Annotated in this window: 17 protein-coding genes and 1 riboswitch; of the genes, 10 read left to right on the forward strand and 7 right to left on the reverse strand. The window is 65.7% G+C overall.

Annotated features, from left to right (window positions below; all coding sequences use genetic code 11):
* Positions 1–10 precede the first annotated feature (10 nt).
* The 4 genes from JX001_RS11590 (at position 11) to gor (ending at position 6932) form a co-directional block, all read left to right on the forward strand.
* A complete protein-coding gene (locus tag JX001_RS11590; RefSeq protein WP_205681127.1) occupies positions 11–3157 on the forward strand; it encodes a multidrug efflux RND transporter permease subunit in 3147 nt (1048 codons plus the stop codon).
* Positions 3158–3165: 8 nt separating this feature from the next.
* The gene (locus JX001_RS11595) at positions 3166–4566 is read left to right on the forward strand and encodes an efflux transporter outer membrane subunit (RefSeq protein WP_241004624.1); all 1401 of its coding nucleotides are present in this window, start codon (positions 3166–3168) and stop codon (positions 4564–4566) included.
* Between the two features lie 96 nt (positions 4567–4662).
* Complete coding sequence (locus JX001_RS11600; RefSeq protein ID WP_205681129.1) at positions 4663–5202, forward strand: N-acetyltransferase; 540 nt, start codon at positions 4663–4665, stop codon at positions 5200–5202.
* A gap of 347 nt (positions 5203–5549) precedes the next feature.
* The gene (gene gor, locus JX001_RS11605) at positions 5550–6932 is read left to right on the forward strand and encodes a glutathione-disulfide reductase (protein ID WP_205681130.1); all 1383 of its coding nucleotides are present in this window, start codon (positions 5550–5552) and stop codon (positions 6930–6932) included.
* 9 nt (positions 6933–6941) lie between these two features.
* Here gor and JX001_RS11610 read toward each other — a convergent pair whose 3' ends face one another.
* Positions 6942–8462: a carboxylesterase/lipase family protein gene (locus tag JX001_RS11610; protein ID WP_241004625.1), complete on the reverse strand. Its 1521-nt coding sequence runs from the start codon at positions 8460–8462 to the stop codon at positions 6942–6944.
* 132 nt (positions 8463–8594) lie between these two features.
* On the opposite strand from JX001_RS11610, the gene JX001_RS11615 reads away from it, so the two are divergent.
* The gene (locus tag JX001_RS11615; RefSeq protein ID WP_205681131.1) at positions 8595–10091 is read left to right on the forward strand and encodes a sensor histidine kinase; all 1497 of its coding nucleotides are present in this window, start codon (positions 8595–8597) and stop codon (positions 10089–10091) included.
* The gene (locus JX001_RS11620) at positions 10088–10465 is read left to right on the forward strand and encodes a response regulator (RefSeq protein ID WP_205681132.1); all 378 of its coding nucleotides are present in this window, start codon (positions 10088–10090) and stop codon (positions 10463–10465) included. The genes JX001_RS11615 and JX001_RS11620 overlap by 4 nt, the downstream gene beginning before the upstream one ends.
* A 3-nt stretch (positions 10466–10468) precedes the next feature.
* Here the strand turns inward: JX001_RS11620 and JX001_RS11625 are convergent, their stop codons facing one another.
* The 4 genes from JX001_RS11625 to JX001_RS11640 are packed head-to-tail and all read right to left on the reverse strand — an operon-like array spanning position 10469 to position 17208.
* Complete coding sequence (locus JX001_RS11625) at positions 10469–13867, reverse strand: class I SAM-dependent DNA methyltransferase (RefSeq protein ID WP_205681133.1); 3399 nt, start codon at positions 13865–13867, stop codon at positions 10469–10471.
* 34 nt (positions 13868–13901) lie between these two features.
* Positions 13902–15113, reverse strand: a complete 1212-nt coding sequence (gene hutI, locus JX001_RS11630) for an imidazolonepropionase (protein WP_205681134.1) — start codon at positions 15111–15113, stop codon at positions 13902–13904.
* Positions 15110–15835: a histidine utilization transcriptional repressor HutC gene (gene hutC / locus JX001_RS11635; RefSeq protein WP_205681135.1), complete on the reverse strand. Its 726-nt coding sequence runs from the start codon at positions 15833–15835 to the stop codon at positions 15110–15112. Before hutC ends, hutI begins: the two co-directional genes overlap by 4 nt.
* Positions 15832–17208, reverse strand: coding sequence for a formimidoylglutamate deiminase (locus JX001_RS11640; RefSeq protein WP_241004626.1), 1377 nt, complete (start codon positions 17206–17208; stop codon positions 15832–15834). The genes hutC and JX001_RS11640 overlap by 4 nt, the downstream gene beginning before the upstream one ends.
* A gap of 77 nt (positions 17209–17285) precedes the next feature.
* On the opposite strand from JX001_RS11640, the gene hutG reads away from it, so the two are divergent.
* The 3 genes from hutG to hutH are packed head-to-tail and all read left to right on the forward strand — an operon-like array spanning position 17286 to position 21298.
* Positions 17286–18104 (forward strand): N-formylglutamate deformylase, encoded by an 819-nt coding sequence (hutG, locus tag JX001_RS11645; RefSeq protein WP_205681136.1) that lies wholly within the window; start codon positions 17286–17288, stop codon positions 18102–18104.
* The gene (gene hutU / locus JX001_RS11650; RefSeq protein ID WP_205681137.1) at positions 18101–19765 is read left to right on the forward strand and encodes a urocanate hydratase; all 1665 of its coding nucleotides are present in this window, start codon (positions 18101–18103) and stop codon (positions 19763–19765) included. The genes hutG and hutU overlap by 4 nt, the downstream gene beginning before the upstream one ends.
* A gap of 3 nt (positions 19766–19768) precedes the next feature.
* Positions 19769–21298 (forward strand): histidine ammonia-lyase, encoded by a 1530-nt coding sequence (gene hutH, locus JX001_RS11655; RefSeq protein ID WP_205681138.1) that lies wholly within the window; start codon positions 19769–19771, stop codon positions 21296–21298.
* A 6-nt stretch (positions 21299–21304) separates the two neighbouring features.
* On the opposite strand, the gene JX001_RS11660 is transcribed toward hutH, so the two are convergent.
* Both JX001_RS11660 and JX001_RS11665 read right to left on the reverse strand, forming a co-directional pair.
* Positions 21305–21877, reverse strand: a complete 573-nt coding sequence (locus JX001_RS11660) for a manganese efflux pump MntP (RefSeq protein WP_205681139.1) — start codon at positions 21875–21877, stop codon at positions 21305–21307.
* 27 nt (positions 21878–21904) lie between these two features.
* A riboswitch (yybP-ykoY riboswitch) is annotated at positions 21905–22048 on the reverse strand.
* A gap of 77 nt (positions 22049–22125) precedes the next feature.
* Positions 22126–24015 carry a PPC domain-containing protein gene (locus tag JX001_RS11665; protein ID WP_205681140.1) on the reverse strand — a complete coding sequence of 630 codons (1890 nt, stop codon included), beginning with the start codon at positions 24013–24015 and terminating at the stop codon, positions 22126–22128.
* A gap of 92 nt (positions 24016–24107) precedes the next feature.
* On the opposite strand from JX001_RS11665, the gene JX001_RS11670 reads away from it, so the two are divergent.
* Entirely contained in the window at positions 24108–25031 is a 924-nt protein-coding gene (locus JX001_RS11670) for a bifunctional methylenetetrahydrofolate dehydrogenase/methenyltetrahydrofolate cyclohydrolase (RefSeq protein WP_205681141.1), read from the forward strand.
* Positions 25032–25085 lie beyond the last annotated feature (54 nt).

The raw sequence follows: 25085 nt of genomic DNA on the forward strand, positions 1-25085 counted from the left end.
GGCTCCCCTCATGCCTCGCTTCTTTATCGAACGTCCCGTCTTCGCCTGGGTGATCTCGATCTTCATCATCCTTCTCGGCGTCCTGGCGATTCCGCGCCTGCCGATCGAACGCTTTCCAAACGTGGCGCCGCCCAGCGTCAGCATCAGCGCCAGCTATCCCGGTGCGACGCCGCAAACGCTGGCGGACAGCGTGATCGCGCCCATCGAACGCGAACTTTCGAGCGTCCGGAACCTGCTGTATTTTGAGAGCTCCAGCGATACGTCCGGATCGGCGTCGATCACGGCGACCTTCAAGCCGGGCGTCAATCCGGAACTGGCCCAGATCGACGTTCAGAACCGGCTCAAGGGCGTCGAGCCGCGCTTGCCGCAGGCCGTCCGACAAACCGGCCTGAGCGTCGAATCCGCGTCGTCCGGCTTCCTGATGATCGTCAGCCTGAACTCGGACGGCAAGTTCGACGAGCAGGCCTTGGGCGACTATCTCAGCCGCAACCTGGTCGAGGAGCTCAAGCGTGTGCCCGGTCTCGGACGGGTTCAGAACTTCTCGTCGGAACAGGCGATGCGGGTCTGGATCGATCCGCAGAAGATGGCCGCGCATGGCGTCAGCGTCACGGATGTCACGACCGCCATCGCCAACCAGAACCTGCCGATATCGCCTGGGCGCATCGGCGACGCGCCCACGCTCGCCGGGCAAACCGTCACCGTCCCTCTGACCGCGACGGGCCAACTTGAAAGTCCCGAGGCGTTTCGGGCCATCACCCTGCGCGCGGACGCCTCCGGCTCACGTTTGACCCTGGGCGACGTCGCGCGCGTCGAACTCGGCCAACAGTCGTACGGCTTCGATAGCTATTACAACGGCAAGCCCGCAGCCTCCGCGGCGATCCTGCTCGCACCTGGCGCAAACTCCGTCGCCGTGTCCAAAGCCGTCATCGCGCGCCTGGAGCAGCTGAAGACGGCCATGCCGGAAGGCATGAGCTATTCGATCCCTTACGACAACGCGCCCTTCGTCAAGGTTTCGATCGAAAAGGTGGTCCACACCCTGCTCGAGGCCATGGTCCTGGTCTTCCTGGTGATGTTCCTGTTTCTGCAGAACATTCGCTACACGCTCATTCCGGCCATCGTCGCGCCCATCGCGCTGTTGGGAACGTTTGCAGTCATGGCGGCGGCGGGATTCTCGATCAATGTGCTGACGATGTTCGGCATGGTGCTCGCGATCGGCATCATCGTGGACGACGCCATCGTCGTGGTCGAGAACGTCGAGCGACTGATGGCGGTCGAAGGACTGTCGCCCAAGGCGGCCACGATCAAGGCGATGACGGAGATCACCAAGCCGGTCATCGGCATCACCCTGGTGCTGTCTGCGGTCTTCATCCCGATGGCGTTCGCGAGCGGGTCGGTGGGCGCGATCTATCGGCAGTTCACCCTCGCCATGTCGGTGTCGATCCTCTTCTCCGCCTTCCTCGCCCTGTCGCTGACGCCGGCGCTGTGCGCGACCCTGCTGAAACCCGTGACGGGCGGTCATGACGGTCAGGCAGGGATCTTCGGCAGGTTCAACCGAGGCTTCGCCCGAATGACCGACGCCTACGTCAGCGGGGTGGCGCGCCTTCTGAGGCGAGCCGGACGGGTCATGGTCGTGTTCGCGGCCATCCTGGCCGTGACCATCTTTGCTTTCGTCCGACTGCCGTCCGCCTTCCTGCCGGACGAGGATCAGGGACAGCTGATGACATCGATCACCCTGCCGGCCGACGCCACGGCCGAGCGGACGCGCGCCGTCGTGGCCCAGTTCGAACAGGCCGTTCTGGCGCGTCCGGCGATCGCGGGCGCCACCAGCATCATGGGCTTCAGCTTCTCCGGTTCGGGGTCCAACGCCGCGATGGTGTTCACCAACCTGGTCGACTGGAAGTCCCGCAAGGGCGCCACCTCGGCCGGCGAGATGGAGGCTGCGACGGCGGCGATGGCCGCGGTTCGAGACGGCGAAGTAATGACCCTGATGCCGCCGGCGATCGACTCCCTTGGAACGTCTTCAGGCTTTTCAATGCGGCTTCAGGCCGTGAGCGGACAGACGGGCGCCGAGTTGCAGGTGGCGACCGATCAGCTGCTCGCTCTGGCGGCCGCCAGCCCGAAACTGTCGGGCGTCTATTCGGAGGGCCTTCCGGCCGGTTCCGCCGTCAATCTGCGCATTGACCGCGAGAAGGCTGAAGTCATGGGCGTCTCGTTCGAGGCGATCAACAATACGATCAGCGCAGCCTTGGGATCGAGCTATGTCAACGACTTCCCGAACAACGGCCGGCTCCAGCAGGTGATCGTTCAGGCGGATGCCAGCGCCCGGATGCAGCTGGCTGACGTGCTGAAGCTCTATGTGCCCAATCGCTCGGGGGGCATGACCGCTCTGTCCGAAGTGGTCACCCCGGAGTGGACCGCCTCGCCGGCCCAACTCGTACGCTACAACGGCTTCCCCGCGGCGCGCATCGCCGGCAGCCCGGCGAAAGGCGTTTCGAGCGGCCAGGCGATGGTGGAAATGGAGCGGCTCGTGTCCCAACTGCCCGCCGGCTATGTCGCGGCCTGGACCGGGGCTTCGCTTGAAGAGCAGCAGAGCGGTGCTCAGGCGCCCATGCTTCTGGCCTTTTCCATGCTGGTCCTCTTCCTCGTCCTGGCGGCGCTTTACGAGAGTTGGTCTATCCCGCTCGCCGTCATGCTGGTCGTCCCACTCGGTATCATCGGCGCCGTGATCGCGGTCACGCTGCGCGACCTGCCGAACGACGTCTTCTTCAAGGTCGGCTTGATCACAATCATCGGCCTGTCGGCCAAGAACGCCATCCTGATCGTGGAGTTCGCCCGCAAGCTCCAGGTCGAAGAGGGCAAGACGCTTGTCGCAGCGACTATCGAGGCGTCGCGCCTGCGTCTGCGGCCGATCATCATGACCTCCCTGGCCTTCACCCTCGGCGTCCTGCCTTTGATGATCGCGAGCGGCGCCAGCGCCGCGACCCAGCACGCCATCGGTACGGGGGTCTTCGAAGGCATGATCACAGCCACGGTCCTGGCGGTCTTCTTCGTGCCGGTCTTCTTCGTCTTCATCCTGACGCTGATGGACCGGCTGGCCTCACGCGTGCCGCGCCTGCGATGGCCGTGGAAACAGCATAGGACGGGGGACGTGGCATGACGGGCTGGATGCGCAAAGGCGGAATCGCGCTCCTCTTAGGCCTGGCCGGGTGCCAAACCGTCCCGCGAACGGCGGCCCCGGACGTGGTGGCGCCGGTCTTTCCCGCACCTTCAGCTGAGGTGGACCAGCGATCGGCGGCCGAGCGGAACTGGCGATCGGTCTTCGTCGATCCGCGTCTGCAGGCCCTCATAGAGATCGCCCTTGCGGACAGCCGCGATCTGCAGCTTGCGCTCTTGGATGTCGATGCGGCGCGTGCGCAGCTTCGCATCCAGAATGCGGGCAGCGCGCCACAGGTCGACGCCCAAGTCGGGTACAGCCAGAGCGGAGGGCCGGGCGACCAGAGCACAGGCCAATCAACCGTGTCGTTCGCTCTGTCCGCGTTCGAACTGGACCTTTTCGGACGGCTTCGCGCGGAATCGGACAGCAGTTTTGCGGCCTATCTCGCTGCGCAATCGGGACGGGACGCCGCGCAGATCGCCGTGATGTCGACGGTCGCCGACGCCTATCTCGCACAGAGCGCCGCCGAAGAGGCTGTGGCGTTGACGACCCTGACGCTCGCCGATTGGCGAGCCTCGCTGGACCTGACTCATCGGCTGCAGGAGGCCGGCCAGGCGAGCGGTCTCGATGTCGCACAGGCCGAGGGTCAGGTCTTGGCCGCCGAAGCCGACCGGGAAGCCGCCAGGCGTGACCTCGCCATAGCAACGAACGCTCTGACGCTCGCGATCGGCCGTCCCATGCCGGACGATCTCCCGGCCCGCCTGGGCATTGAGGCGGAGCCCATCGTGACGCGGCTCGGCGCTGGAGTTCCGTCAGACCTTCTGAAACGTCGTCCAGACATTCGGCAGGCGGAACACCAACTTGCCGCGGCCAATGCCGACATTCGCGCGGCGCGCGCCGCCTTCTTCCCCCGTCTCTCCCTGACGGCGGCCCTTGGCTCGGCCAGCGCGGACCTCGGCGGCCTGTTTAACGGCGCCAATCGAACATGGTCTTTCGCGCCGGTCATCACCCAGCCCCTCTTCAACGCCGGACGGCTGAAGGGCGCGTTGGATCTTGCCGAGATTCGGGCGGACCAGGCCGTGGCGACTTATGAGCGCACGATCCAGACCGCCTTCAGGGAAGTCGCTGACGGATTGGCCGGGCGTGAAACCTATGACGCCCAGTTGGACCGCGAGACTGCGGCGGTCCGCGTCGCCGAGCGCCGCAGACTGCTTTCGCAGCAGCGTTATGCGGCGGGGCTCGACAGCCGCCTCGAACTCCTCGACGCGCAGCGCCAACTCTATGCCCAGCAACGCGCCCGGCTGGCGACCCAGAAGGCGCGCCTCTCAAACGCCGTCGCCCTGTACCGCGCGCTCGGTGGCGGTCTCGACGTCGGCGGTGCGACCGCCACGTCGCCGAGCGGAGGCGCTTAGGATGATCGTTTCCGATGCAGACAGGTGGTTGCGGCCACGTCACCGGGTTTCGAACCGGGTCTGGTTGACCCCCTTGCCCTATGAAAGGACCTGCCGATGACAGCCGCTGTAACGCTTCAACCCGCTTCGGCCGATGACCTTCCGCGCTTCAAAAGCGACTTGCAGGCGGCGTTCGCGCTCGCCGTCGTGGAGGCGTTCGGCGATCAACTCGACGTACCCATGCCATCTGACGCAACGCTGGAAACGGCGTTCAGCGCGCCGGGCGCTGTCGTGCTTCGTATTCTTCAGGACGGCGTCGATGTCGGCGGCGCGGTCGTGACGATCAACACTGAGACCCAGCACAACAGTCTGGATCTGTTCTTCATCAAGGTCGGCCAGCATTCCAGTGGTTTGGGACGCCAAGCCTGGTTCGCGATCGAGCAGCGCTTTCCAGCAACCGTCGCCTGGGAAACGCACACGCCCTATTTCGAGAAGCGGAACATCCATTTCTACGTCAACATATGTGGGTTCAAGATCGTGGAGTTCTTCAACCCGCGGCATCCGGATCCCCACGAAGACGGCGAGTTGGAAGATCTGCCCGGAGAAGGGGAAGCGTTTCAGTTCCAGAAGTTGATGCGTCCGCCCTCGAACGCCTAGGCAGACGAGGACATGAGCCCAGACGTGAAACGTCCGCTCATCGCGCCTATACGTCTTGAAGCAAAGGCGCGATGGGGAAATCCGTTGGGCGGCTGGCAACTGCGCACGCTCCATGCGCCAAGCGCGCTCCCGGTTGCTGGTCATGGCAGTGGCTGGATCGAGACTGAGAAGGCGCCTGCTGCGTAGGTTGGCCGCGGTGAGCTGACTGCTTCCTAATCAGCCGTCGTAGTTCGAGCCCTGCATCAACGACGATCGTCGCGCCCTGACGCTTCCAATAGCTCGACACCCTTGGATTTCGCGCGGCGTGGCTTAAATGCCGATGCCTGCCGCTGAACGGAATCCGACCTATGGCCGACTACGACTACGACCTCTTCGTCATCGGCGCCGGTTCGGGCGGGGTGCGGGCGGCGCGGCTGACGGCGCTGGATGGCAAGAAAGTTGGGGTCGCCGAGGAATATCGGGTCGGCGGCACCTGCGTGATCCGCGGCTGCGTGCCCAAGAAGTTCATGGTCATGGCCTCCGAGGTCAGCCACGCGCTCGAGATCGCCGAGGGTTACGGCTGGTCGTTCGACAACGCCAAGTTCGACTGGCCCACCTTCCTTGAAGCCAAGGATGTCGAGATCGCGCGCCTGTCCGGCATCTATGCCGCCAATCTGGGCAAGGCCGGGGTCGAACTGGTCCACGGGCGGGCGGTCCTGAAAGACGCCCACACGGTCGAAATCGTCGGCAAGGATCGCACCATCACCGCCAAAAAGATCCTGATCGCCACGGGCGGCCGCCCGTGGAAGCCGGAAGAGCTACCTGGCATTGAGCACGCCATCACGTCTGAAGAAGCCTTCCACCTTCCGGAACTACCCAAGCGCATCCTGATCGCAGGCGGCGGCTATATCGCGGTGGAGTTCGCCGGCATCTTCGCGGGCCTGGGCGTCGAGACGACCTTGATCTATCGCGGCCCCAACATCCTGCGCGGCTTCGACGACGACGTGCGCGCACACCTGGCCGGAGAGATCGAAAAGCGGGGCATAAAGGTCATTCTGGGCTGCCAGCACGAGAAGATCGAAAAGACTGAGACCTGTCTCATCAACCACCTCGAAAACGGCATGAAGTTGGAGACGGACGTCGTCATGTTCGCCACCGGCCGCATTCCCTACGTCAAGGATCTGGGGCTGGAGAGCGCCGGCGTCGAGCTGAACGAGGCGGGCGCCATCAAGGTCGACCCCTATTCCAAGACGACGGCCGACAACATCTGGGCCCTCGGCGACGTCACCGACCGGATGAACCTGACGCCTGTCGCCATCCGCGAAGCCGTCGCCTTCCATCAGACCGTCTATCGCGACAATCCCCAGCACTTCGACTACGAGGCCGTGGCCACCGCCGTCTTCAGCCAGCCGCCGGTCGGGGTCGTGGGGCTAAGCGAGGCGGAGGCGCGGCGGTCGTGCTCGAACGGCGTGGACGTCTACGTCACCCGGTTCCGCCCGATGAAATACGCCTTCACAGGCTCGGATGAGCGGGTGCTTATGAAGCTGGTGGTCGATGCCGACAGCCAGCGCGTGGTCGGCGTTCACATCGTCGGGCCCGACAGCCCCGAGATGATCCAGCTGGCCGCGATCGCCGTGAAGGCCGGCCTGACCAAGGCCCAGTGGGACGCCACTTGCGCCGTCCACCCCACCATGGCCGAAGAGCTGGTCACGCTGAAGGAGAAGCAGTCGGGCGCGACCTCCGCCGGCTGACGCGCGCTCTTAGGGCCGAGGCCGCTCGCGGAACCGCTCGAGCAGGTCCAGCCGGGCGCTGAACGGCACGGGCGTGACGGTCGGTCCCGGGTTGACGAAGTTCATCAGCCGGGTGTCCCTCAATGTCGCTGTGGGCCAGCGTGGCCGCCCGACGCCGTTGGGATCGCCCGAGCGCGCGAAGGCGGTCCAATAGCTCATCATGGCCTCCGACGCCTTTCGGTCCCGATCCTCGACGGTATACGGTAGAGTGTTCAACGTGCCGAACACATACGGCCGCTCGATCGCATGGGTCGCGCCGCCATGCGGCTCCGGATTCTGCGGCGACGAGATATCGAACCGATAGAGCCAGGCCGGATGGCCCGCCTTGGCATGCAGCCGCGCCAGCATCCGGGCCGGTTCCGAAAACACCAGATCCGTGATCGCCAGCTTGTCGAACGCCTCCAGCCCGCCATAGGCCTGAACGGCATCGGCGCGCTCGAGCCAGGTCATGTCGTCGTCGATCTGACCATAGCCGTTGCGATCCGTGGGCCGCATCCACCAGAACTCGGCGCTGTTGCTGCCGATGATGAAGGGCACCGGAGCCTGCCGCCCCGCCTTGAACGCCGCCTCGACCGTGGACGGCACGATCCGCCCGTCGATCAGCGTCAGGTCGCCGTTGGCGAAAACCGGGGGCGGCGTCAGGAACAGATCGGCCGGCGCCGCGCGCAAATCCGCCGCCGTTCGCAGTCCCGCGCCATAGGCCCACACCTCGCCGCGCTCGCGCGCTGAGGGCGCGCCATAGGCGCCCTTGCGGTCCAGCGGCGTCTGCAACTCCCGCCCCAGGCCGGACTGAACGATCGCCCGGTCGAACAGACCGCGCGCCGGCGGCGAGATCATCAGTCGCGTGACAATCGCCCCGCCTGCCGATTCGCCGAAGATGGTCACGTTCTTGGGGTCGCCGCCAAAGGCCGCGATATTGGCGCGCACCCATTTCAGCGCCGCCGTCACGTCCATCAGGCCGTAATTCCCCGCCGCCTCGCCCGCCGGCCGCTCGGCCGCCAGCGCCGGATGATCGAAGAAGCCCAGCCGCCCCAGTCGATAGTTCAGTGTCACCACGACCATGCCACGCTTGGCCAGGCTGGTTCCATCATACAGCGGCGCGGTTCCCGATCCGTTGACCAGGCCGCCACCATGAATCCAGACCATGACAGGCGCGGGCTGAGCCGCGCTGACCGGTCGCCAGACGTTCAGGTTCAGACAGTCTTCGCTCATCGGCAAGGGACCGACGCCGGGGTCGCCATTCGGCGGCGCCTGGATGCACAGCGGACCATAGGCCGAGGCGTCGCGCTGGCCTTGCCAGGTCGGCGCGGGGCCGGGCGGTCGCCAACGCCGCTCGGCCGTCGGCGGGGCGGCATAGGGAATGTTCTTGAACGCAGCCACTTCGGCATCCGCGCGTCCGGTCAGGACGCCCTGCGGAATGCGGACGGTGGGCTGGTCGGCTGCGGGCGCCATCATAAGCGAGAGGGTGGCGAAAACGCCGGCGATTGTCATGCGCGTTGATTAGCAAAATACGACGGCGCGCCAATCACCTTACGATCAAAGTTGGCGACAGCGAAGCCGGAGAACCGATTTCGATGTCGCGCGTTATCGCCAAGCTGTGCGGGGTAAGCGTTGAACGAAACGGTGAAATCTGGCGATCCGGCCGTTGATCGGGGTGCGGCTTTCGATGCCTCGCCCAATCCCTATGTGCTGCTTACGCCGGACCTGCGGATCGCCGAGGTCAATCAGGCCTATATGGATGTCACGGGCGCCAAGCGCAGCGAAGTGTTGGGCCAACCGCTCTTTGCCGCCTTCGACTCGGGCCCTGGCTCGGACGCCCCGGAGAACGTCCGCCAAGTCCGTTCGTCACTGGAAAAGGCGCGCGACACCCGACAACGCGATCATCTGGCGGTCGTACGCTTTTCGATGCCGAGAACGCAGCTCGACGGCAGCGAAACCTTCGAAGAGCGTCTCTGGAGCGCCACCCATACGCCCATACTGAACGCCGACGGCGAAGTGGTCATGCTGCTTCAGCACACCATGGATGTGACGGACCTGGCGCCCGTCATCCGCCCGGACGAGCCGACGACCGCTTTGGACGCCATCATCGGCGATTCAGTGCTTCGTCGGGCCCAGTCGGTTCAGGAGGACAATCGTCGCCTGGAGACCGAGCGCAATCGTCTCGTTGAGATGTTCATGCAGGCCCCCGGCTTCGTCGCGATCATGTCCGGACCGGATCATCGGTTCCAGATGCACAACGACGCCTACAGCCAGCTCATCGGACACCGGGATATCGCCGGCAAGCCGGTTAGGCAGGCCCTGCCGGAACTGGAAGGCCAAGGCTTCTACGATCTGCTCGACAGCGTCTTCGCCACAGGCGAACCCTATGAAGGGCGCGAGAGCGCGGCCCAGCTGCAGCGTAAGCCCGATGGGCTGCTCGAAACCGTCTATCTCAACTTCATCTATCAACCGATCCGCGACGACGCGGGCGCGGTGGTGGGCATCTTCGTGCAGGGCCACGACATCACCGAGAACGTCCTGGCGGCCCAGCGCCAGAAGCTGATGATCGACGAACTGAACCACCGCGTGAAGAACACCCTCGCCACGGTGCAATCCATCGCCATCCAGACCGCTCGCTCCAACACCGACCCGGCCAGCTTCGCCGAGACCTTCCAGTCGCGGATCATGGCCCTGTCGCACACCCACAATCTGCTGACGCAAACCCATTGGGAGGGCGCAGACCTGCGCGCCATTCTGGAGCACGAGACAGAGGCCTATGGACCGACGCGGATCAGCCTCAACGGCCCGCCGGTCTCTCTCGAACCTGCTGTCGTCCTGTCGCTCGGCATGATCTTCCACGAGCTTGCGACCAACGCCGCCAAATACGGCGCGCTGCATACGCCGGACGGCCGCATCCTCATCGACTGGGGATTGGCCGACCAGAGACACCGAAAGCTGAAATTGAGCTGGCGCGAAATCGGCGGCCCCACGGTTGTGGTTCCGGCCAGGAAGGGCTTTGGCAGCCGCTTGATTGAGCGAAACATTCGCCATGATCTGGCGGGCGAGATCGATCTGGTCTACGCCCCCGAAGGATTGATCGCGGAACTGACAGTTCCATTGGACAGGACCGCCGCACAATGACCCAGCCCCTCACCGGCCGCCGCGTGCTTGTGGTCGAAGACGAGTCGCTCGTCGCCATGCTCCTGGAAACGATCCTGGAGGACATGGAGTGCGTGCCGATCGGTCCCGCGTCCAATGTGGACGAAGGTCAGAAGCTGGCGCGCGATACGGAGAATCTCGACGCCGCCCTGCTGGACGTCAATGTCGCCGGTCGTCAGGTCTTCCCCGTCGCCGAGGCGCTGAAGGAACGCGGCGTGCCGTTCGTCTTTTCGACCGGCTACGGCGAAGGTGGTCTGCCTGACGAATGGCGCGGCCAGCCTACGATCCAGAAGCCGTTCACAGAAGTCGCCATCCGCGACGCCCTGATGAAGGCCATGGGTGTGACCCAAGCCTGAGGCCTAGCTCGGCATTCGCCGCGGCGCGAACCATCCGTCGTCGGTATTCTGAACGGATCCCGCGACCGCGAGCACCTTGAGCGTATGTGTAATCAGCCGCTTCGCACGCGGCCGACTGCCCTCGAACTCCTCCATCAACTCGGTCGGCGACATCGGAACGCCCTGTCGGCGCAGGATTGAGAGCAGGCTGGACGCCAGAACGCCGGGCTGTTCGGGAAACAGGGCCTTCTGCCTCGATGTCGGTAGAAGAGGCTGCGTCGGTCTTGCAGTCCCTTGGCGCACCTTGCCGGCTTGATAGTCCGGTCGCAGGAAGTGGATGTCGCCCTGCGCCTCCTGCTCCGCCCTGGCCTGGTTCAGCTGGATCAGGCGGTCGACGACCTGCCTGTCCGCCAGGTCGTCAGGCCAGCCATAGGCCTTGGCAACCAGCTGATCGAGGCGTTGATGCAGATGGTCGATGATGCCGACGCGCCCTTGGTCATAGATCGCACGTTCGGCGTCCGACACGTGATCGCCCAGGCCTATCCTGGCTCTGGCGTTGTAAAGGCCGGTCATCGTCAAGGCGTCGCTGTCGCGCAGGACGTCAGCCCTCACGGCATCGAGTTCTTCGGCCAAGACGCCGATCTCTGCCGCCAAGGCGGCGCCTGCGTCCGGAAATGGAAAGGTGTCGAAACAGGCGCCTTTCACATAGACGGCCTCGCGTTCGTATTCGCCGATGCGGCCGGCGTTGGCGGCGAACCATGCGCGATGCTGGCGCGAAGACAAGACGCCAAGCACGAACGGATCATCGCTGGCGATCACCACCAGCTTGTTATCCGGCAAGGTGGCGGCGTCCATGAATCTAAACCAGCGATGCTTGGCGGTTTCTATGGTGACGATAAAGCGGCTCAATCCCTCCAGGGCGTCGCGCAGATCACGACGCGGCTCTCCGAAGATCCACCAGTTGTCGCGATAGGCCGCCCGGTTGTTGCGATCCCGATCCGGCTTCACCGTCTCCAGAAGATGCTGGAACAGCAGCGGATGCCGACGACGCGCCTCGCCTTCGTCCCAGCCGAAGAAATCAATGACCTGCAGCCCGCGTGATCGATCCGCCAGATCTCGGCCATTACGATAGTCGCGAACCGGCGACGGCGCCTGCGGGTCTGAGCCGGACAGGAGGCGTTCGGCCTTCTCTGACGTGACCTGGAAACCCGAGCCCATCAGCTGCACGCCGCGATAGGCCAGCACCGCGTTGGCCTTGAGCTGTCGAACGCGCGTCAGTCGACTGTCCAGCATCAGGTCCGCGCCGATGTCGCCGTGACGCTCCTTGAACGTCGTGGCATCCGCATCCTTGACCCTCAGCCATCGTCCCTGTCCGTCCGGCTCGCCCCGCTCGGCGACCGACATGGCGATCCTGACGTCAGCGCATCCTACGCCTCTGGCCCACGGATGGTCCGCGATGGCGAAGACAATCCTGATCGGCGGTCGTTTGGCCAGATGGTGTTCGATCACCCGTCGCGAGAAGGTCTGGGTGATCGAATTGGTGGTGATGAACCCGAAGCGCCGCAACCGCGTATCTGGCTCGATCAGGATTTCCGCCGCCCGATCCCACCAGGCCATGACCAGGTCTGCCGAAAGAAATCGACCGCCCCTGATCGCTGCAAGGGCATCGACGTAGCCGTCGCCCAACTCTCGTCTCAGGCCTTTGCCGCCAATGAAGGGCGGATTGCCGACGATGAATTCAACTTCCGGCCAAGGTGTGGGGCGCGGGTCGATATAGCGAACCCGCTCTCGCTCGGCCTGATCACGTCCATGGACCATCTCGACGCGCGAGAACTCCAGCAGGGCGTCGGCCTGTCGGATGGTTCGAAAGTTCTTGAGGATGGGCTCCGACGGCATCGGCGCGCCGGATATGCGGAAGTGCCACTGAAGATGGCCGATCCACATGACCATCTCAGCGATCCAGGCGGCGTTGGCGTTCTTTTCTATGCCATAGAATTGCTCGGGGCTGACGACCCGCCCGTCGAAAGCCAGCACGCCCTGATGCTCGCCCATCTCTGCCAGTGTGCTGAAGATTTCCTCTTCCAGCTCCTTCATCATCCGCATGGCGACGTAGAGAAAATTGCCCGTGCCACAGGCGGGATCCAGCACGCGCGTCTTGCACAGCCGATCATGAAACGCGTGCAGGCGGCGACGCGCCTTGACGACGTCGCCCTGCATGAACTCCGCAACGGCTTCGCCCTCCACCGCCTCCCAATCCGCGCGCAATGGTTCCATGATCGTCGGCGCGATCAGGCGCTCGACATAGGCGCGAGGCGTATAATGCGCACCCAGTTCGGCCCGCTCAGCCGGGTCTAGCGCCTGCTCCAGCAGGGTTCCGAAGATGGCTGGCTCGACGTCGGTCCAGTCGCTCTTCGCCGCAGCGATCAAGGCTTCCAACTCGCCTTCCTCGATGGGCAGCGTCTCGACCGTGCTGTAGAGGCCGCCGTTGAACCGGCGGATGTGTTGGCGAGTGGCGACGCAATAGCCGCCCTGATCCATCGCCATGAACAACGACCGCGCGCTCTGGTGGAAGCGCTCCGCCTCCCCGCGATAGCTTTCGAGCAAGCTCAGAAAGCTGCGCCGCTCGATCAGGCCGACGCTGTCCGCGAACATGGCGAAGATGCATTGCATCACGAAACGCGCGGTCTTGCTCGCCTGCGCGGCGCGATCGACTGGCCCAAGCCCGACCTGTCGCCGACCGTTGATCGATTTTACCAACCAGGCCAGAGACTTTGCGATTTCCGTCGTGACCGCCGCCGACCGCGCGGCCGGATCGAGCGACATCGGATCGGTCCAGACCCGGCGCAGCCGCTCTCTAATCTCCGGCGAGCGCAGCTGGTCTAGCGTGATCCGATAGCCCGCCCGATCCGGGAACGGCGCATAGATCTTGCCTTGCCTCGCAAAGTCCGACCACAGCTCGATCGACCGTCCGACATCCACCGTGATCAGAAACGGCGGCCATTCGGCCAAGGCCTTGGCGTAGTTTTCAGCCTGCCGCTTGGCGACCCGCATGACGCGATCGAGCGCCTCTATCGACGGCGCATGCGCCTTTCCGGCGGACTTGCCCAATAAGGCCAGTTGCGCGGCGGGGTCCAGCGGACCTCCGTCGCGGCGTTTGCGCGACTGTTTGGCTTCCAGGACGAAACAGTCCCGTTTGGCGCAATCGATCCAGCCCGCCGTCGTCTGCCCATTGTCGTGATGAAAGCGGATCGGCCGCTCGAAGCAATAATCCAGATCGCCCGCGCGTTCGTCGTCGGGCGCGGGGACGCCGATCAGGCGGCAGAGCTGAATGATGAAGGTCTGATAGTGGGCGCGTTCGCTGATCGGCGCAGCGGACCAATGTTTGATGAAGGCTTCGACATCGTCTGATTGTTCTGCGTCCATGCAGACAATCTATGGTTCAATTCTTGATCGCAATCTATACGTGTTTTCTATCTCGGTACACGGCGTTGAGCAAAGGCTTGCCCAGCCAGTAACAAAGCTCGGCCGGTCGCGAGATATCCCAGATCGCAAGGTCGGCCGCCTTGCCGACTTCGAGCGTTCCAACCTCACCCAACAGGCCCAGCGCCCTCGCCGCCTCTCGCGTCGCGCCGGCTAGGGCCTCTTCCGGCGTCAGGCGGAACTGGACGCAGGCGAGGTTGAGCGCGGCGGTCATGGAGGCGACCGGCGATGTGCCGGGATTGCAGTCGGTCGCGACGGCCATTCGCACGCCGTGGCGGCGCAGTAGATCGACGTGCGGCGCCTGGGTCTCGCGCAGCATCAAATAGGCGCCGGGCAGCAGGACGGCGGCCACACCGGCTGCGGCCATGGCCGCGACGCCTTGCTCGTTCGCATGTTCGATGTGATCGGCTGACAGAGCCTGATAGCGCGCCGCCAGGTCCGCACCGCCGCCGTTCGAAAACTGGTCGGCGTGCAGCTTCACCGGAAGACCTAGAGCGCGCGCCTTGTCGAACAGGCGCGACACTTCGTCGGTCGAGAAGGCGATGGGCTCGCAATAGGCGTCGACCGCATCGACCAGACCTTCGGCATGGGCGGCCGGCAGGATGTGGTCGATGGCCAGATCGACATAGGCGGCGCGGTCGTTGCGATACTCGGGCGGCACGGCATGCAGACCGAGATAGCTGGTACGGACACGCACCCCGCCCTCGCGCCCGATCCTGCGCGCGACGCGCAGCATCTTGAGCTCCGTCTCAAGGTCGAGACCATAGCCGGACTTGATCTCGACGGTGGTGACTCCTGTGGCCTTCAGCCCCGCCAGACGCGTCATGGCCGAGGCGAACAGGTCATCCTCCGACGCGGCGCGCGTGGCCTTCACGGACGAGACGATGCCGCCGCCCGCACGCGCGATCTCCTCATAGGTCGCGCCACCCAGCCGCTGTTCGAACTCGGCCGAACGGTCGCCTCCGAACACCAGATGGGTGTGGCAGTCGATCAGACCAGGCGTGATCCATCGCCCGTCCAGCCGCTCGGTTTCAGCCGCTTCCACGGCCGGCAGGTCAGCGCGCGGTCCCACCCAGACGATGCGGCCATCGGCGACGACCACGGCGGCGTCCTGAATCGCGCCATAAGGGACCGGTCCCTCGACCATGGTGGCGACATGACAATCGATCAGCAGACGGTCGGCCTTCATCGGCGAGGCTCCTTTGCCAGACCGGGTGAATGGGCGGACGAGAAGCGCGCCACCAAATCGTAGCGATCGCCGGGGAAGGTCTGCCACACCCGCGTCACCCCCTGCCCGTCCCGCCATGTCCGGCGTTCGACGCACAGACAGGCAGCGCCGGGCTTGAGTTCCAGTAGGCGTGCAGAGCGGGCGTCGGCAGAGATCGCAGAAATGCGGTTCTCGGCCTCGGTCCAGGGCGCAGAGTCCAGCAGCCAGCTTCCTGGCGGAACCGTATGAAAATCGACGTCTATGGCTTGAGGCGCCGCGCCGAGCGCGATCAGCCGATGTTCCAAGGCCAGGGGCGCGCCGTCGGCGCTGTGCAGACAGGTCAGATCCAACAGAAGACCACCCGACGCCAGTTCGATTTCGTCCTCACCGTCCGGCTCGCGTTGGATCCGCTCCAGCAGGACGTAGCCGTAAGTCTGCCCGCGCTCGATCACCTCGGCCCGCAGATCGGGAATAGCCAGAACAGCGGCGTGGGCCTTGGGCTGGGCGACGAAGGTGCCGGCGCGACGCCGACGCGTCACCAGCCCCCGCCCCGCCAGTTCCGAGATAGCTTTGGACACCGTCATGCGCGAACAGTCGTAGCGTTCGGTCAGCTCATGCTCGAACGGAATGCGGTCGCCGGGCGATAGCTCGCCGGACAGGATAAGCCCCTCCAGATCGGCGTAGATGCGGCGATGCAGGCTCACCCCAGCACCGTCGACAAGGCATTGCGATAGCGCGCCTCGATGCCGTCCCGCGCGATATGGCGGCCGTCTTTCACGACCTCCCGCCCCGCTCGCCACACCGAACGGATCGAGCCCGTCGGCGCGCCGAAGATCCAGCTGTCGAGCACCGCATCGCCCGACCGTCCCGCAAAGGCGACGCTCCTCATGTCCAGCGACACGATGTCCGCCGACGCCCCGACGCTCAAACCCGACGCCGCGCCCGTCGCCTGGACGCCGCCCGCCAGCGCGCGATCAAACAAGGCGCGCCCCGTCGAGCGTTCAGGGTCCGCCATGACCGCGCGACCGCGCAGCGCCAGCCGCTGACTGTATTCCAGCATCCGCAGTTCGTCGGCCACGCCGATCTGCACATTGGAATCGGTCCCGATTCCGAACCGCCCGCCGGCGCGGGTGAACTTGGCCGCAGGGAAAACGCCGTCGCCCAGATTGGCCTCGGTGATCGGGCACAGGCCGACGACGCCGCCGCGCGCGACGACGCCCTGCCACTCGGTCTCGGTCACATGGGTGGAGTGGATCAGACACCAACGCGGATCGACCGGCGTGTTGGCAAGCAGCCATTCGACCGGCCGCACGCCAGACCAGGCCAGGCAGTCCGCAACCTCCTTGGTCTGTTCGGCGACATGGATATGGATCGGCCCGTTGCCCGCCAGCGCAGGCATGGCCGTCAGCTCATCCGGACTGACGGCGCGCAGGCTGTGCGGCGCCACCCCGACCACAGCGTCGGGCAGATCGGCGGTCAGGGTCCGGCATCGCGCGACCAGATCGGCGAAACCGTCCAGATCGTTGATGAAGCGCCGCTGACCATGCGCCGGCGGCTGACCGCCGAACCCGGCATGGGCGTAGAAGACCGGCAGCAGGGTCAGGGCGATGCCCGTAGCCTGCGCCGCCGCCACGATCCGCGCGGCGACCTCGGCCCGGTCCGAATAGGCCGCGCCCGACGGGTCGTTGTGCAGATAATGGAACTCGGCGACGCGGGTGAATCCGCCTTCCAGCATTTCCACGAAGGCCAGGGCGGTGATGGCCTCGATCTCTTCCGGCCCGCCCCGATCCAGGAAGCGGTACATCAGCTCGCGCCACGTCCAGAAGTCGTCGTCCGAAGGCCCGCGCGCCTCGGTCAGGCCCGCTATGGCGCGCTGAAAGGCGTGGCTGTGGACATTGGCGACGCCCGGCAAGGCGACACCGCCCCCCTCGTCCGCCGGGCTGCGCGCCACGCCGGTTTCCAGACTGACAATCCGCCCGCCCGCGATGCCGATGAGGACATCGCTCGCCCATCCGTCCGGCAGCAGGGCCGCCTCGAACCAGAGGGTGCGATCCACAGGCTGCGGCTGAAGGGTCACTGGACAGGTCCGTGTCGTTACGATCAATATGTCTAGACATACCACGACGGATCGATTTGGCGAGGGAGGCCGAACGGATGCAGGACTGGCTGACCATCCACGAAGGTTCGGCGCCGCTGGTGATCGGCCTGCCGCACACCGGAACCGACATTCCGGCCGCCATCGAAGCGCGGATGACTTCATCCTGGCTGGCCCGCAAGGACGCGGACTGGTGGGTGGATCGGCTGTACGCCTTCGCGATCGACATGGGTGCCACCATGGTGCGAACGGGCGTGTCCCGCAGCGTCATCGACGTAAATCGCGATCCGTCGGGCGTCTCGCTCTATCCCGGCATGACCACGACCGGCCTGTGTCCGACCGAGACCTTCGACGGGGAGCCGCTGTATCGCCCAGGCCAGGAACCGGACACGGCCGAGATCGCAGAGCGACGCACGATCTGGTTCGATCCCTATCACGCCGCCCTGCAAGCCCAGCTAGAGCGACTGCGCAGGTCCGGCCCGGTCGTCCTCTACGACGCCCATTCGATCCGGTCCGTCGTGCCGCGCCTGTTCGAGGGCGAACTGCCTCAGTTCAACATCGGCGACAACGACGGCGCAACCTGCGCCGGCGAGCTGACGCAGGCTGTCGAAAAAGCCTGTGCGATCAGCGGCGACAGCGTGGTCGTCAACGGCCGGTTCAAGGGCGGATGGACCACCCGCCATTACGGCCAACCCGACGCAGGTGTCCACGCCATTCAGATGGAGTTGGCGGACCGGGGCTACATCCTCGATCCCGTCGGACCGGTGTCGCGCGAAAATTGGCCCAGCCCCTATGAGCCGGACCGCGCCGAGCCGATGCGCGCCCATCTGCGCCGCGTCCTGACCGCCTGCATCGCCTTCGCCGAGAGCCAACGATGAACACGCCCAACGCCCGGATCGTCCGCAGCCCGCGCGGACCGGAAAAGACCGCCAAGACCTGGGCCGCCGAGGCGGCCATGCGGATGCTGATGAACAACCTCGATCCAGAGGTGGCCGAGCGGCCCCAGGACCTCGTCGTCTATGGCGGCATCGGCAAGGCGGCGCGGGATTGGGCGGCGTTCGACAGGATCGTGGAAACCCTTCAGACGCTTGAGGCCGACGAAACCCTGCTGGTGCAATCCGGTAAGCCGGTCGGCGTCTTCCGCACCCATGCCGACGCCCCGCGCGTGCTGATCGCCAACTCCAATCTGGTGCCGAAATGGGCGACCTGGGAGCATTTCAACGAGCTCGATCGCAAGGGCCTGGCCATGTATGGCCAGATGACCGCCGGCTCGTGGATCTACATCGGCACCCAAGGCATCGTCCAAGGCACCTACGAGACCTTCATGGAGGCCGGCCGCCAGCACTACGGCGGCGACTGGGCCGGCAAATGGATCCTGACCGCAGGTCTTGGCGGCATGGGCGGGGCCCAGCCTCTGGCCGCGACAATGGCCGGTGCTTCCTGCATCACGATCGAATGCCAACACAGCCGCATCGAGTTCCGTCTGCGGACGCGCTATGTCGACGTGATGGCCGAAACCCTGGACGAAGCCCTGGCGCTGCTGGAGCAATCGTTCCGGGACAAAAAACCCTTGTCGATCGGTCTGTTGGGCAATGCAGCCGACCTGTTGCCTGAAATGGTTCGACGCGGCATCCGGCCCGATCTCGTTACAGACCAGACCAGCGCGCACGATCTGATCAACGGCTATCTCCCCTCGGGCTGGACCGTCGCGGAGTGGGAAGACAAGCGCGTCAGCGATCCAAACAGCGTCGCCGCCGCTGCGCGCGCCTCCATCGTCGCTCATGTGAAGGCCATGCTGGACTTCCAGGCGACGGGCGTGCCGACCACCGACTACGGCAACAACATCCGTCAGGTCGCCTTCGACGCGGGCGTGACGAATGCTTTCGACTTCCCCGGCTTCGTGCCCGCCTACATCCGCCCACTGTTCTGTCGGGGGATCGGTCCGTTCCGCTGGGCGGCCCTGACCGGCGATCCGGAAGATATCAGAAAGACAGACGCGGCGATGAAGCGCCTGTTCCCTGACAACGCCGGCTTGCATCGCTGGCTCGACATGGCGGGTGATCGCATTGCTTTTCAAGGACTTCCAGCCCGCATCTGCTGGATCGGATTGGGTGATCGCCACCGCGCCGGCCTGATGTTCAACGACATGGTGGCGTCGGGCGAACTGTCCGGCCCCATCGTCATCGGCCGCGATCACCTGGACAGCGGTTCGGTCGCCAGCCCAAACCGCGAGACCGAGGCCATGATGGACGGCTCGGACGCCGTATCAGACTGGCCGCTGCTGAACGCCCTGCTGAACACGGCCTCGGGCGCCAGCTGGGTGTCGCTGCACCACGGCGGCGGGGTCGGTATGGGCTATTCGCAGCATTCGGGCGTCGTCATCGTCGCGGACGGGACGCCGGAGGCCGCCCAACGGCTCGAGCGGGTGCTGTGGAACGACCCCGCCACGGGCGTCATGCGTCACGCCGACGCCGGCTATGAGATCGCCCGTGCGGTCGCGCGCGAGCACGAACTGAACCTTCCGAGCCTGAAGGCCTGAACCATGACCGCGATCACTCTCGGCCAGTCGCCTCTCACGCTTGCGCAGCTTCGTGCGGTGCTGGAGGGCCCCGCTACCGTTTCCCTGACGCCCGTCGCCTGGGCCGATGTGGACAAGGGGGCAGCGACCATCGCCGCCATAGTTGCCGAGGGGCGCACCGTCTACGGCGTCAACACGGGCTTCGGCCTACTGGCCAACACCTCCATCGCGCCTGAAGATCTGGAGACGCTGCAGCGTAATCTGGTTCTCAGCCACGCCTGCGGGGTCGGGCCGCTGCTGCCGGATTCGGTGACGCGTCTTCTGATGGTGCTGAAGATCGCCAGTCTGTCGCGTGGCGCCTCCGGCGTTCGGCGTGAGACGCTGGAGGCCCTGATCGCCCTGGTCAACGCCGACATTCTGCCCTGCATCCCGTCCAAGGGATCGGTCGGCGCCTCGGGCGACCTGGCGCCGCTGGCCCATATGTCCTGCGTCCTGATCGGCGTGGGCGAGGCGCGGCTGAACGGCGAGATGCTGGAGGCCGAAGCGGCTCTAGCCAAGGTCGGCCTGACGCCGCTCACGCTCGGCCCTAAGGAAGGCCTGGCCCTGCTTAACGGCACCCAGTGCTCGACGGCGCTGGCCCTGGCCGGTCTGTTCGCGGCCGAGGCGGCGTTCGCCGCCGGGATCGCCGCCGGGGCCTTGTCGGTCGATGCGCTGAAGGGGTCCGACGCCCCCTTCGATCATCGCATCCACGCCCTGCGCGGTCAGCCCGGCCAGATCGCCGTCGCCGCCCGCCTGCGCGAGCTGATGGCCGGCTCCGCCATTCGCGACAGTCACCGCGACGACTGCACCAAGGTCCAGGACCCCTACTCCCTGCGCTGCCAGCCCCAGGTCATGGGCGCGGTCCTCGATGTGCTGACCAGCGCCGCCGCCACGCTGGCGCGCGAAGCGAACGCCGTCACCGACAATCCGCTGGTCTTCATCGAGGATGGCGACGTCATTTCGGGCGGCAACTTCCACGCCGAACCCGTTGCGTTCGCTGCCGATCAGATCGCCATGGCGCTCTGCGAGATCGGCAATATCTCCGAACGCCGCACCTCGATCCTGGTCGATCCCAAGATGAGCGAACTGCCGGCCTTCCTGGTCAAGGAAAGCGGCCTGAACTCCGGCTTCATGATCGCCCAGGTGACGGCGGCCGCCCTGATCGCCGAGAACCGCATGGTCGCTCATCCATGCAGCGTCGACACCGTGCCGACCAGCGCCAATCAGGAAGATCACGTCAGCATGGCCACCCACGGCGCGCGTCGCCTGCTGGACATGGCCGAGAATACGGCGACGGTGGTCGGCATTGAACTGCTGGCGGCGGCGCAGGGGCTGGAGTTCCATCGACCGCTCACCAGTTCGCCGGCGCTGGAACAGGTCTTCGCCATCGTCCGAGAAGCCGCCGCCCCCTATGCCAGCGACCACTATTTCGCCCCGGACATCGCCCGCGCGACCGACGCCGTGCGCGCGGGTCGTTACCGAACCTTCGCGGCCGACCTGCTGCCCTCGGCTTGATCCGCCTCAGCCGCCGAGAACACCCAGGTGTTCCAATAGGATGGCCGTGCCCAGACCGATCAGGGCCACGCCGCCGATGATCTCTGCGGTCTTGCCGAAGCGCGTGCCCACGGCCTTGCCTATCAACATGCCGATGGTGGTCAACACGAAGGTGGTGAAGCCGATCGAGGCGGCGATCACCCAGATATTCGCTCCGATGAAGGCGAGGCCGACGCCCACGGCCGCAGCGTCGATGCTGGTGCCGACCGCCGTCGCGATCAGCGCCCAAGGGCCGGATCGGCGCGGCGCCTCATCCTCGTCCGCGCCCCGCGGCTGAACGCCCTCCCAGATCATCTTGCCGCCGACGATCAGCAGCAGGGTGAAGGCGATCCAGTGATCCACCTTTTCGACCAGGCCGGCGGCGATGATGCCCAATCCCCAGCCGATCAGGGGCGTGATCGCCTCGATGACGCCGAAGACCAGGCCGGCTTTGACGGCGTCCTTGACGGCAGGTCGATGCGACGCCCCGCGTCCGACGGCGGCCGCAAAAGCGTCAGTGGACATGCTGAGCGAGAGAATGGCGATGGCGCCTGGGGTCATGGGACAGCACTCGACCGGACGCGTGACAGCGGTCCTGCACCGGCCGGTCGCGGCGTCAGGACACGCTGGTCTCGCTAGGCGGTGGTTCCGCTGATCGCGCCACGCGCCGAAGCGCGAGTATGTTGACGCGATCCCGACGACGAACGCCGGAAGCTACTCCCCAACAGGAGGCGGCTCTCTACACGCGGCGTCCCGCGCTTGGCAACCGTGCAGCTCGATCCAGGGCGACGAAGGCGCGCGCCTGGCGCCTACTTCGGATTCATGATCATCGGCGGATTTTCAGGCGACGGAGTGTTCGCGCTGGCAGGCTGACGCGCGACCGTCAGGGCATAGGCGCCCATCTGATTGGGCCCATAGGCGCGGGCGCGCACGACATACCAGCCGTCGTCCGGCGCGGTCCAATCCAGCTTCGCGTGCGCGTCGGACAGGCTGTCGTCATCGGTGGCCAGGCTGGTGAAATCGCCGTCCTCGTCTTCCTTGCCCAGATCGATGAAGGAATCGAAAGCGTTCGACACCATCGTCAGACGCAGCTTCTCGTCCCTCTTGGCCTGGAAGCGATAGGCGTCGAAAAACGCGCCTTCGTCGCTCATGGCGGCGCTGTTGGATAGGGTTCCGCGCACGGTCGAACCGACCAGCAGACTGCCGGGCTTGGGCTCCGGCCCGCGATCCAGCAGTTCCAGCGAATAGAGGCCCTTGCTTTCCGCATCCAGCGGCATGGCGCGGACCACATAGTTCCCGTCCGACGGCAGGGTGAAGTTCAGCCGCGAATCCGTGCCCTCGGCCAGGCCGTCGTCATCGCTGGCCAGGGCCTCGAACTCACCGTCGGCCTTGCCGATCTCCAAATAGGCGTCGAAATCGCCGGACCGCAGGATCGCCTGGACGCGCTGCCCCTCGGTTCCGGAAATGACGTAGGCGTCATAGTGTTTCCCGTCGTCCGCCTGGGGGTCGTCATCCGCGATCTCGCCCTCGACCTTTTGCCCGAGGCTCGCCGTGGTCGGCGGCGGCGGCGGCGCGGTTTCGGTCAGCTTCAGCGTATAGTCGCCCTCGGCCTCGTCGCTGAACCCCCGCGCCTCGATGATGTAGTCGCCATCGGCGTCCAGGGTGCGCGCGATGCGGGCGTCGGTGCCCGATCCGGCGCCGTCATCATCCTCCGCCAGGACAGTATCGTCCGATGCACGGCGGAGCGTCAGATAGGCGTCGAAGTCGCTCGACTTCATCTCGATGGCCACGCGCTGGCCGTTTGTCCCTGTGAAGCGATAGGTTTCCGCGCGCTGGCCGCCGTCGTTCGTGGCGCTGTCCGAGCCCAGTTCACCCTTGATCTCGTCACCGATCGCGATCGGCTTTGACGGCGGCGCGGGCGGCGCCTCGGCCAGGCCCAGTTCGTAGCGACCCAGCCCGTCTTCCAGCGACGTAGCCCGGATCACATATTCGCCTGCGGTCGGCGCCGTGAAGGTCAGCCGCGAATTCAGCCCACCGCCGGGCGCATCGTCGTTGGAACTGATCTCGACGAAATCGGGACCGTTCATCCGCCCCACCCGCACCAGGGGATCGAAGGCCTCGGAGTCCAGCGTCACCACAAACCGATCGCCGGCGTTGGCGCGGAAGGCGTAGGCGTCATAGCGGCCGCCGTCGTCTTGCTCAGGATCGCGGGCCGTCAGTTCGCCGCTCTGGCTCGCCCCAACGCGAATGCCGCTGGGTCGCGGCGCACGCGGGGGCGCCGGGCGTTCCTGCAACGACAGCTGATAGTCGCCGCCGTCCAGTCCGCTCAGCGTCCGGGCTCTCAGAACATAGGTCCCCGCCTTCTCCGGCGTGAAGCGCAGCCGCGCATTGGTGCCGTCCCCCAATCCGTCGTCATCGGACGCCAGCGGCTCGCCCGCTGCGCCGTCGGCATAGACTTCCAGATAGGCGTCGAAAGCGTCCGATCTCAGCGTGGCTTCTAGCCGCTGCCCCGCCCGCGCCTCGAAGCGATAGTCGTCATAGCGATATTCGTCCGCCGAAGCCTTGGCGTCGCCATCCGTCAGGGCGCCGTTCACATTGGCGCCGATGCGCAGAGACTGCGCGTCCTGGGCCACGGCCGGCGCGACCGCCCACAACAGGGCCAGGGTGCTGACAGCGGCGACGAGCGACGGACGGTTCATGAATTCCTCCAGCATAGGCTGCGGATCATAGACGCCGAACCGTGACGGCTGTAAATCGCCGCCATCCTGATTTCCCGCCAGACGGAGCTGCCATGTCGGCCCAATCCACGCCTGCGACCCTGATCGACGGCAAGGCCTATTCGGCCGCCCTGGTGGAACGCGTCGGCGCGGCCGTCGCCGGGCTGGAGGCCGCGCACGGCGTCAAACCCGGTCTGGCCGTCGTCATCGTCGGTGAGGATCCGGCCAGCCAGATTTACGTCCGCAACAAGGGCGAGACGACGCTGCGAGCCGGCATGCGCTCCGACACTCACCGCCTGGCCGAATCGACCGGCCAGGACGAGCTGCTGGCCCTGATCGCTCAGCTGAATGCGGATGCGGGCATCCACGGCATCCTGGTCCAACTGCCCCTGCCCGCCCACATCGACGCGACGGTGGTTCTGGACGCCATTTCGCCGGATAAAGACGTGGACGGCTTCCACGTCGTGAACGCGGGTCGTCTGGCCGTCGGCCTGCCGGGTCTGGTCCCCTGCACGCCCCTGGGCTGTCTGATGCTGCTGAAGGATCAGTTCGGCGATCTGTCGGGCCTGAACGCCGTCATCGTCGGCCGTTCCAACATCGTCGGCAAACCGATGGCGCAACTGCTGCTGGCCGAAAGCTGCACGGTCACCATCGCGCACTCGCGCACGCGGGATTTGCCCGACGTCTGCCGCCGCGCCGACATTCTGGTCGCCGCCGTCGGTCGGCCCGAGATGATCAAGGGCGACTGGATCAAGACGGGCGCTACCGTCATCGACGTCGGCATCAACCGCGTCCCCTCGGCCGATCCCGTCAAGGCCGCCGAGGGCAAGACCCGCGTCGTCGGCGACGTGGCCTTCAAGGAAGCGGTCGAGGTCGCCGGCCGCATCACGCCGGTGCCGGGCGGCGTCGGGCCCATGACCATCGCCTGTCTGCTGGCCAACACCTATTCGGCCGCCTGCCGCCTCAACAATATCCAACCGGAGCCATTGGACGCTTGATGCATTCATTGGGCCGGTGAATAGTCCCGCTCCACGGCGCTATCGCCGAACGGG

Origin of the sequence: Brevundimonas fontaquae (assembly GCF_017086445.1) — a bacterium.
Classification (GTDB): domain Bacteria; phylum Pseudomonadota; class Alphaproteobacteria; order Caulobacterales; family Caulobacteraceae; genus Brevundimonas; species Brevundimonas fontaquae.

Bases quoted from the DNA above. Each gene is read 5' to 3' on its own strand.
- hutH (WP_205681138.1), top strand. From the start codon at position 19,769: ATGACCGCGATCACTCTCGGCCAGTCGCCTCTCACGCTTGCGCAGCTT.
- hutG (WP_205681136.1), top strand. From the start codon at position 17,286: ATGCAGGACTGGCTGACCATCCACGAAGGTTCGGCGCCGCTGGTGATC.
- JX001_RS11600 (WP_205681129.1), top strand. From the start codon at position 4,663: ATGACAGCCGCTGTAACGCTTCAACCCGCTTCGGCCGATGACCTTCCG.
- JX001_RS11590 (WP_205681127.1), top strand. From the start codon at position 11: ATGCCTCGCTTCTTTATCGAACGTCCCGTCTTCGCCTGGGTGATCTCG.
- gor (WP_205681130.1), top strand. From the start codon at position 5,550: ATGGCCGACTACGACTACGACCTCTTCGTCATCGGCGCCGGTTCGGGC.
- JX001_RS11660 (WP_205681139.1), bottom strand. From the start codon at position 21,877: ATGACCCCAGGCGCCATCGCCATTCTCTCGCTCAGCATGTCCACTGAC.
- JX001_RS11620 (WP_205681132.1), top strand. From the start codon at position 10,088: ATGACCCAGCCCCTCACCGGCCGCCGCGTGCTTGTGGTCGAAGACGAG.
- hutI (WP_205681134.1), bottom strand. From the start codon at position 15,113: ATGAAGGCCGACCGTCTGCTGATCGATTGTCATGTCGCCACCATGGTC.
- JX001_RS11670 (WP_205681141.1), top strand. From the start codon at position 24,108: ATGTCGGCCCAATCCACGCCTGCGACCCTGATCGACGGCAAGGCCTAT.
- JX001_RS11625 (WP_205681133.1), bottom strand. From the start codon at position 13,867: ATGGACGCAGAACAATCAGACGATGTCGAAGCCTTCATCAAACATTGG.
- JX001_RS11665 (WP_205681140.1), bottom strand. From the start codon at position 24,015: ATGAACCGTCCGTCGCTCGTCGCCGCTGTCAGCACCCTGGCCCTGTTG.
- JX001_RS11595 (WP_241004624.1), top strand. From the start codon at position 3,166: ATGCGCAAAGGCGGAATCGCGCTCCTCTTAGGCCTGGCCGGGTGCCAA.
- JX001_RS11610 (WP_241004625.1), bottom strand. From the start codon at position 8,462: ATGACAATCGCCGGCGTTTTCGCCACCCTCTCGCTTATGATGGCGCCC.
- hutU (WP_205681137.1), top strand. From the start codon at position 18,101: ATGAACACGCCCAACGCCCGGATCGTCCGCAGCCCGCGCGGACCGGAA.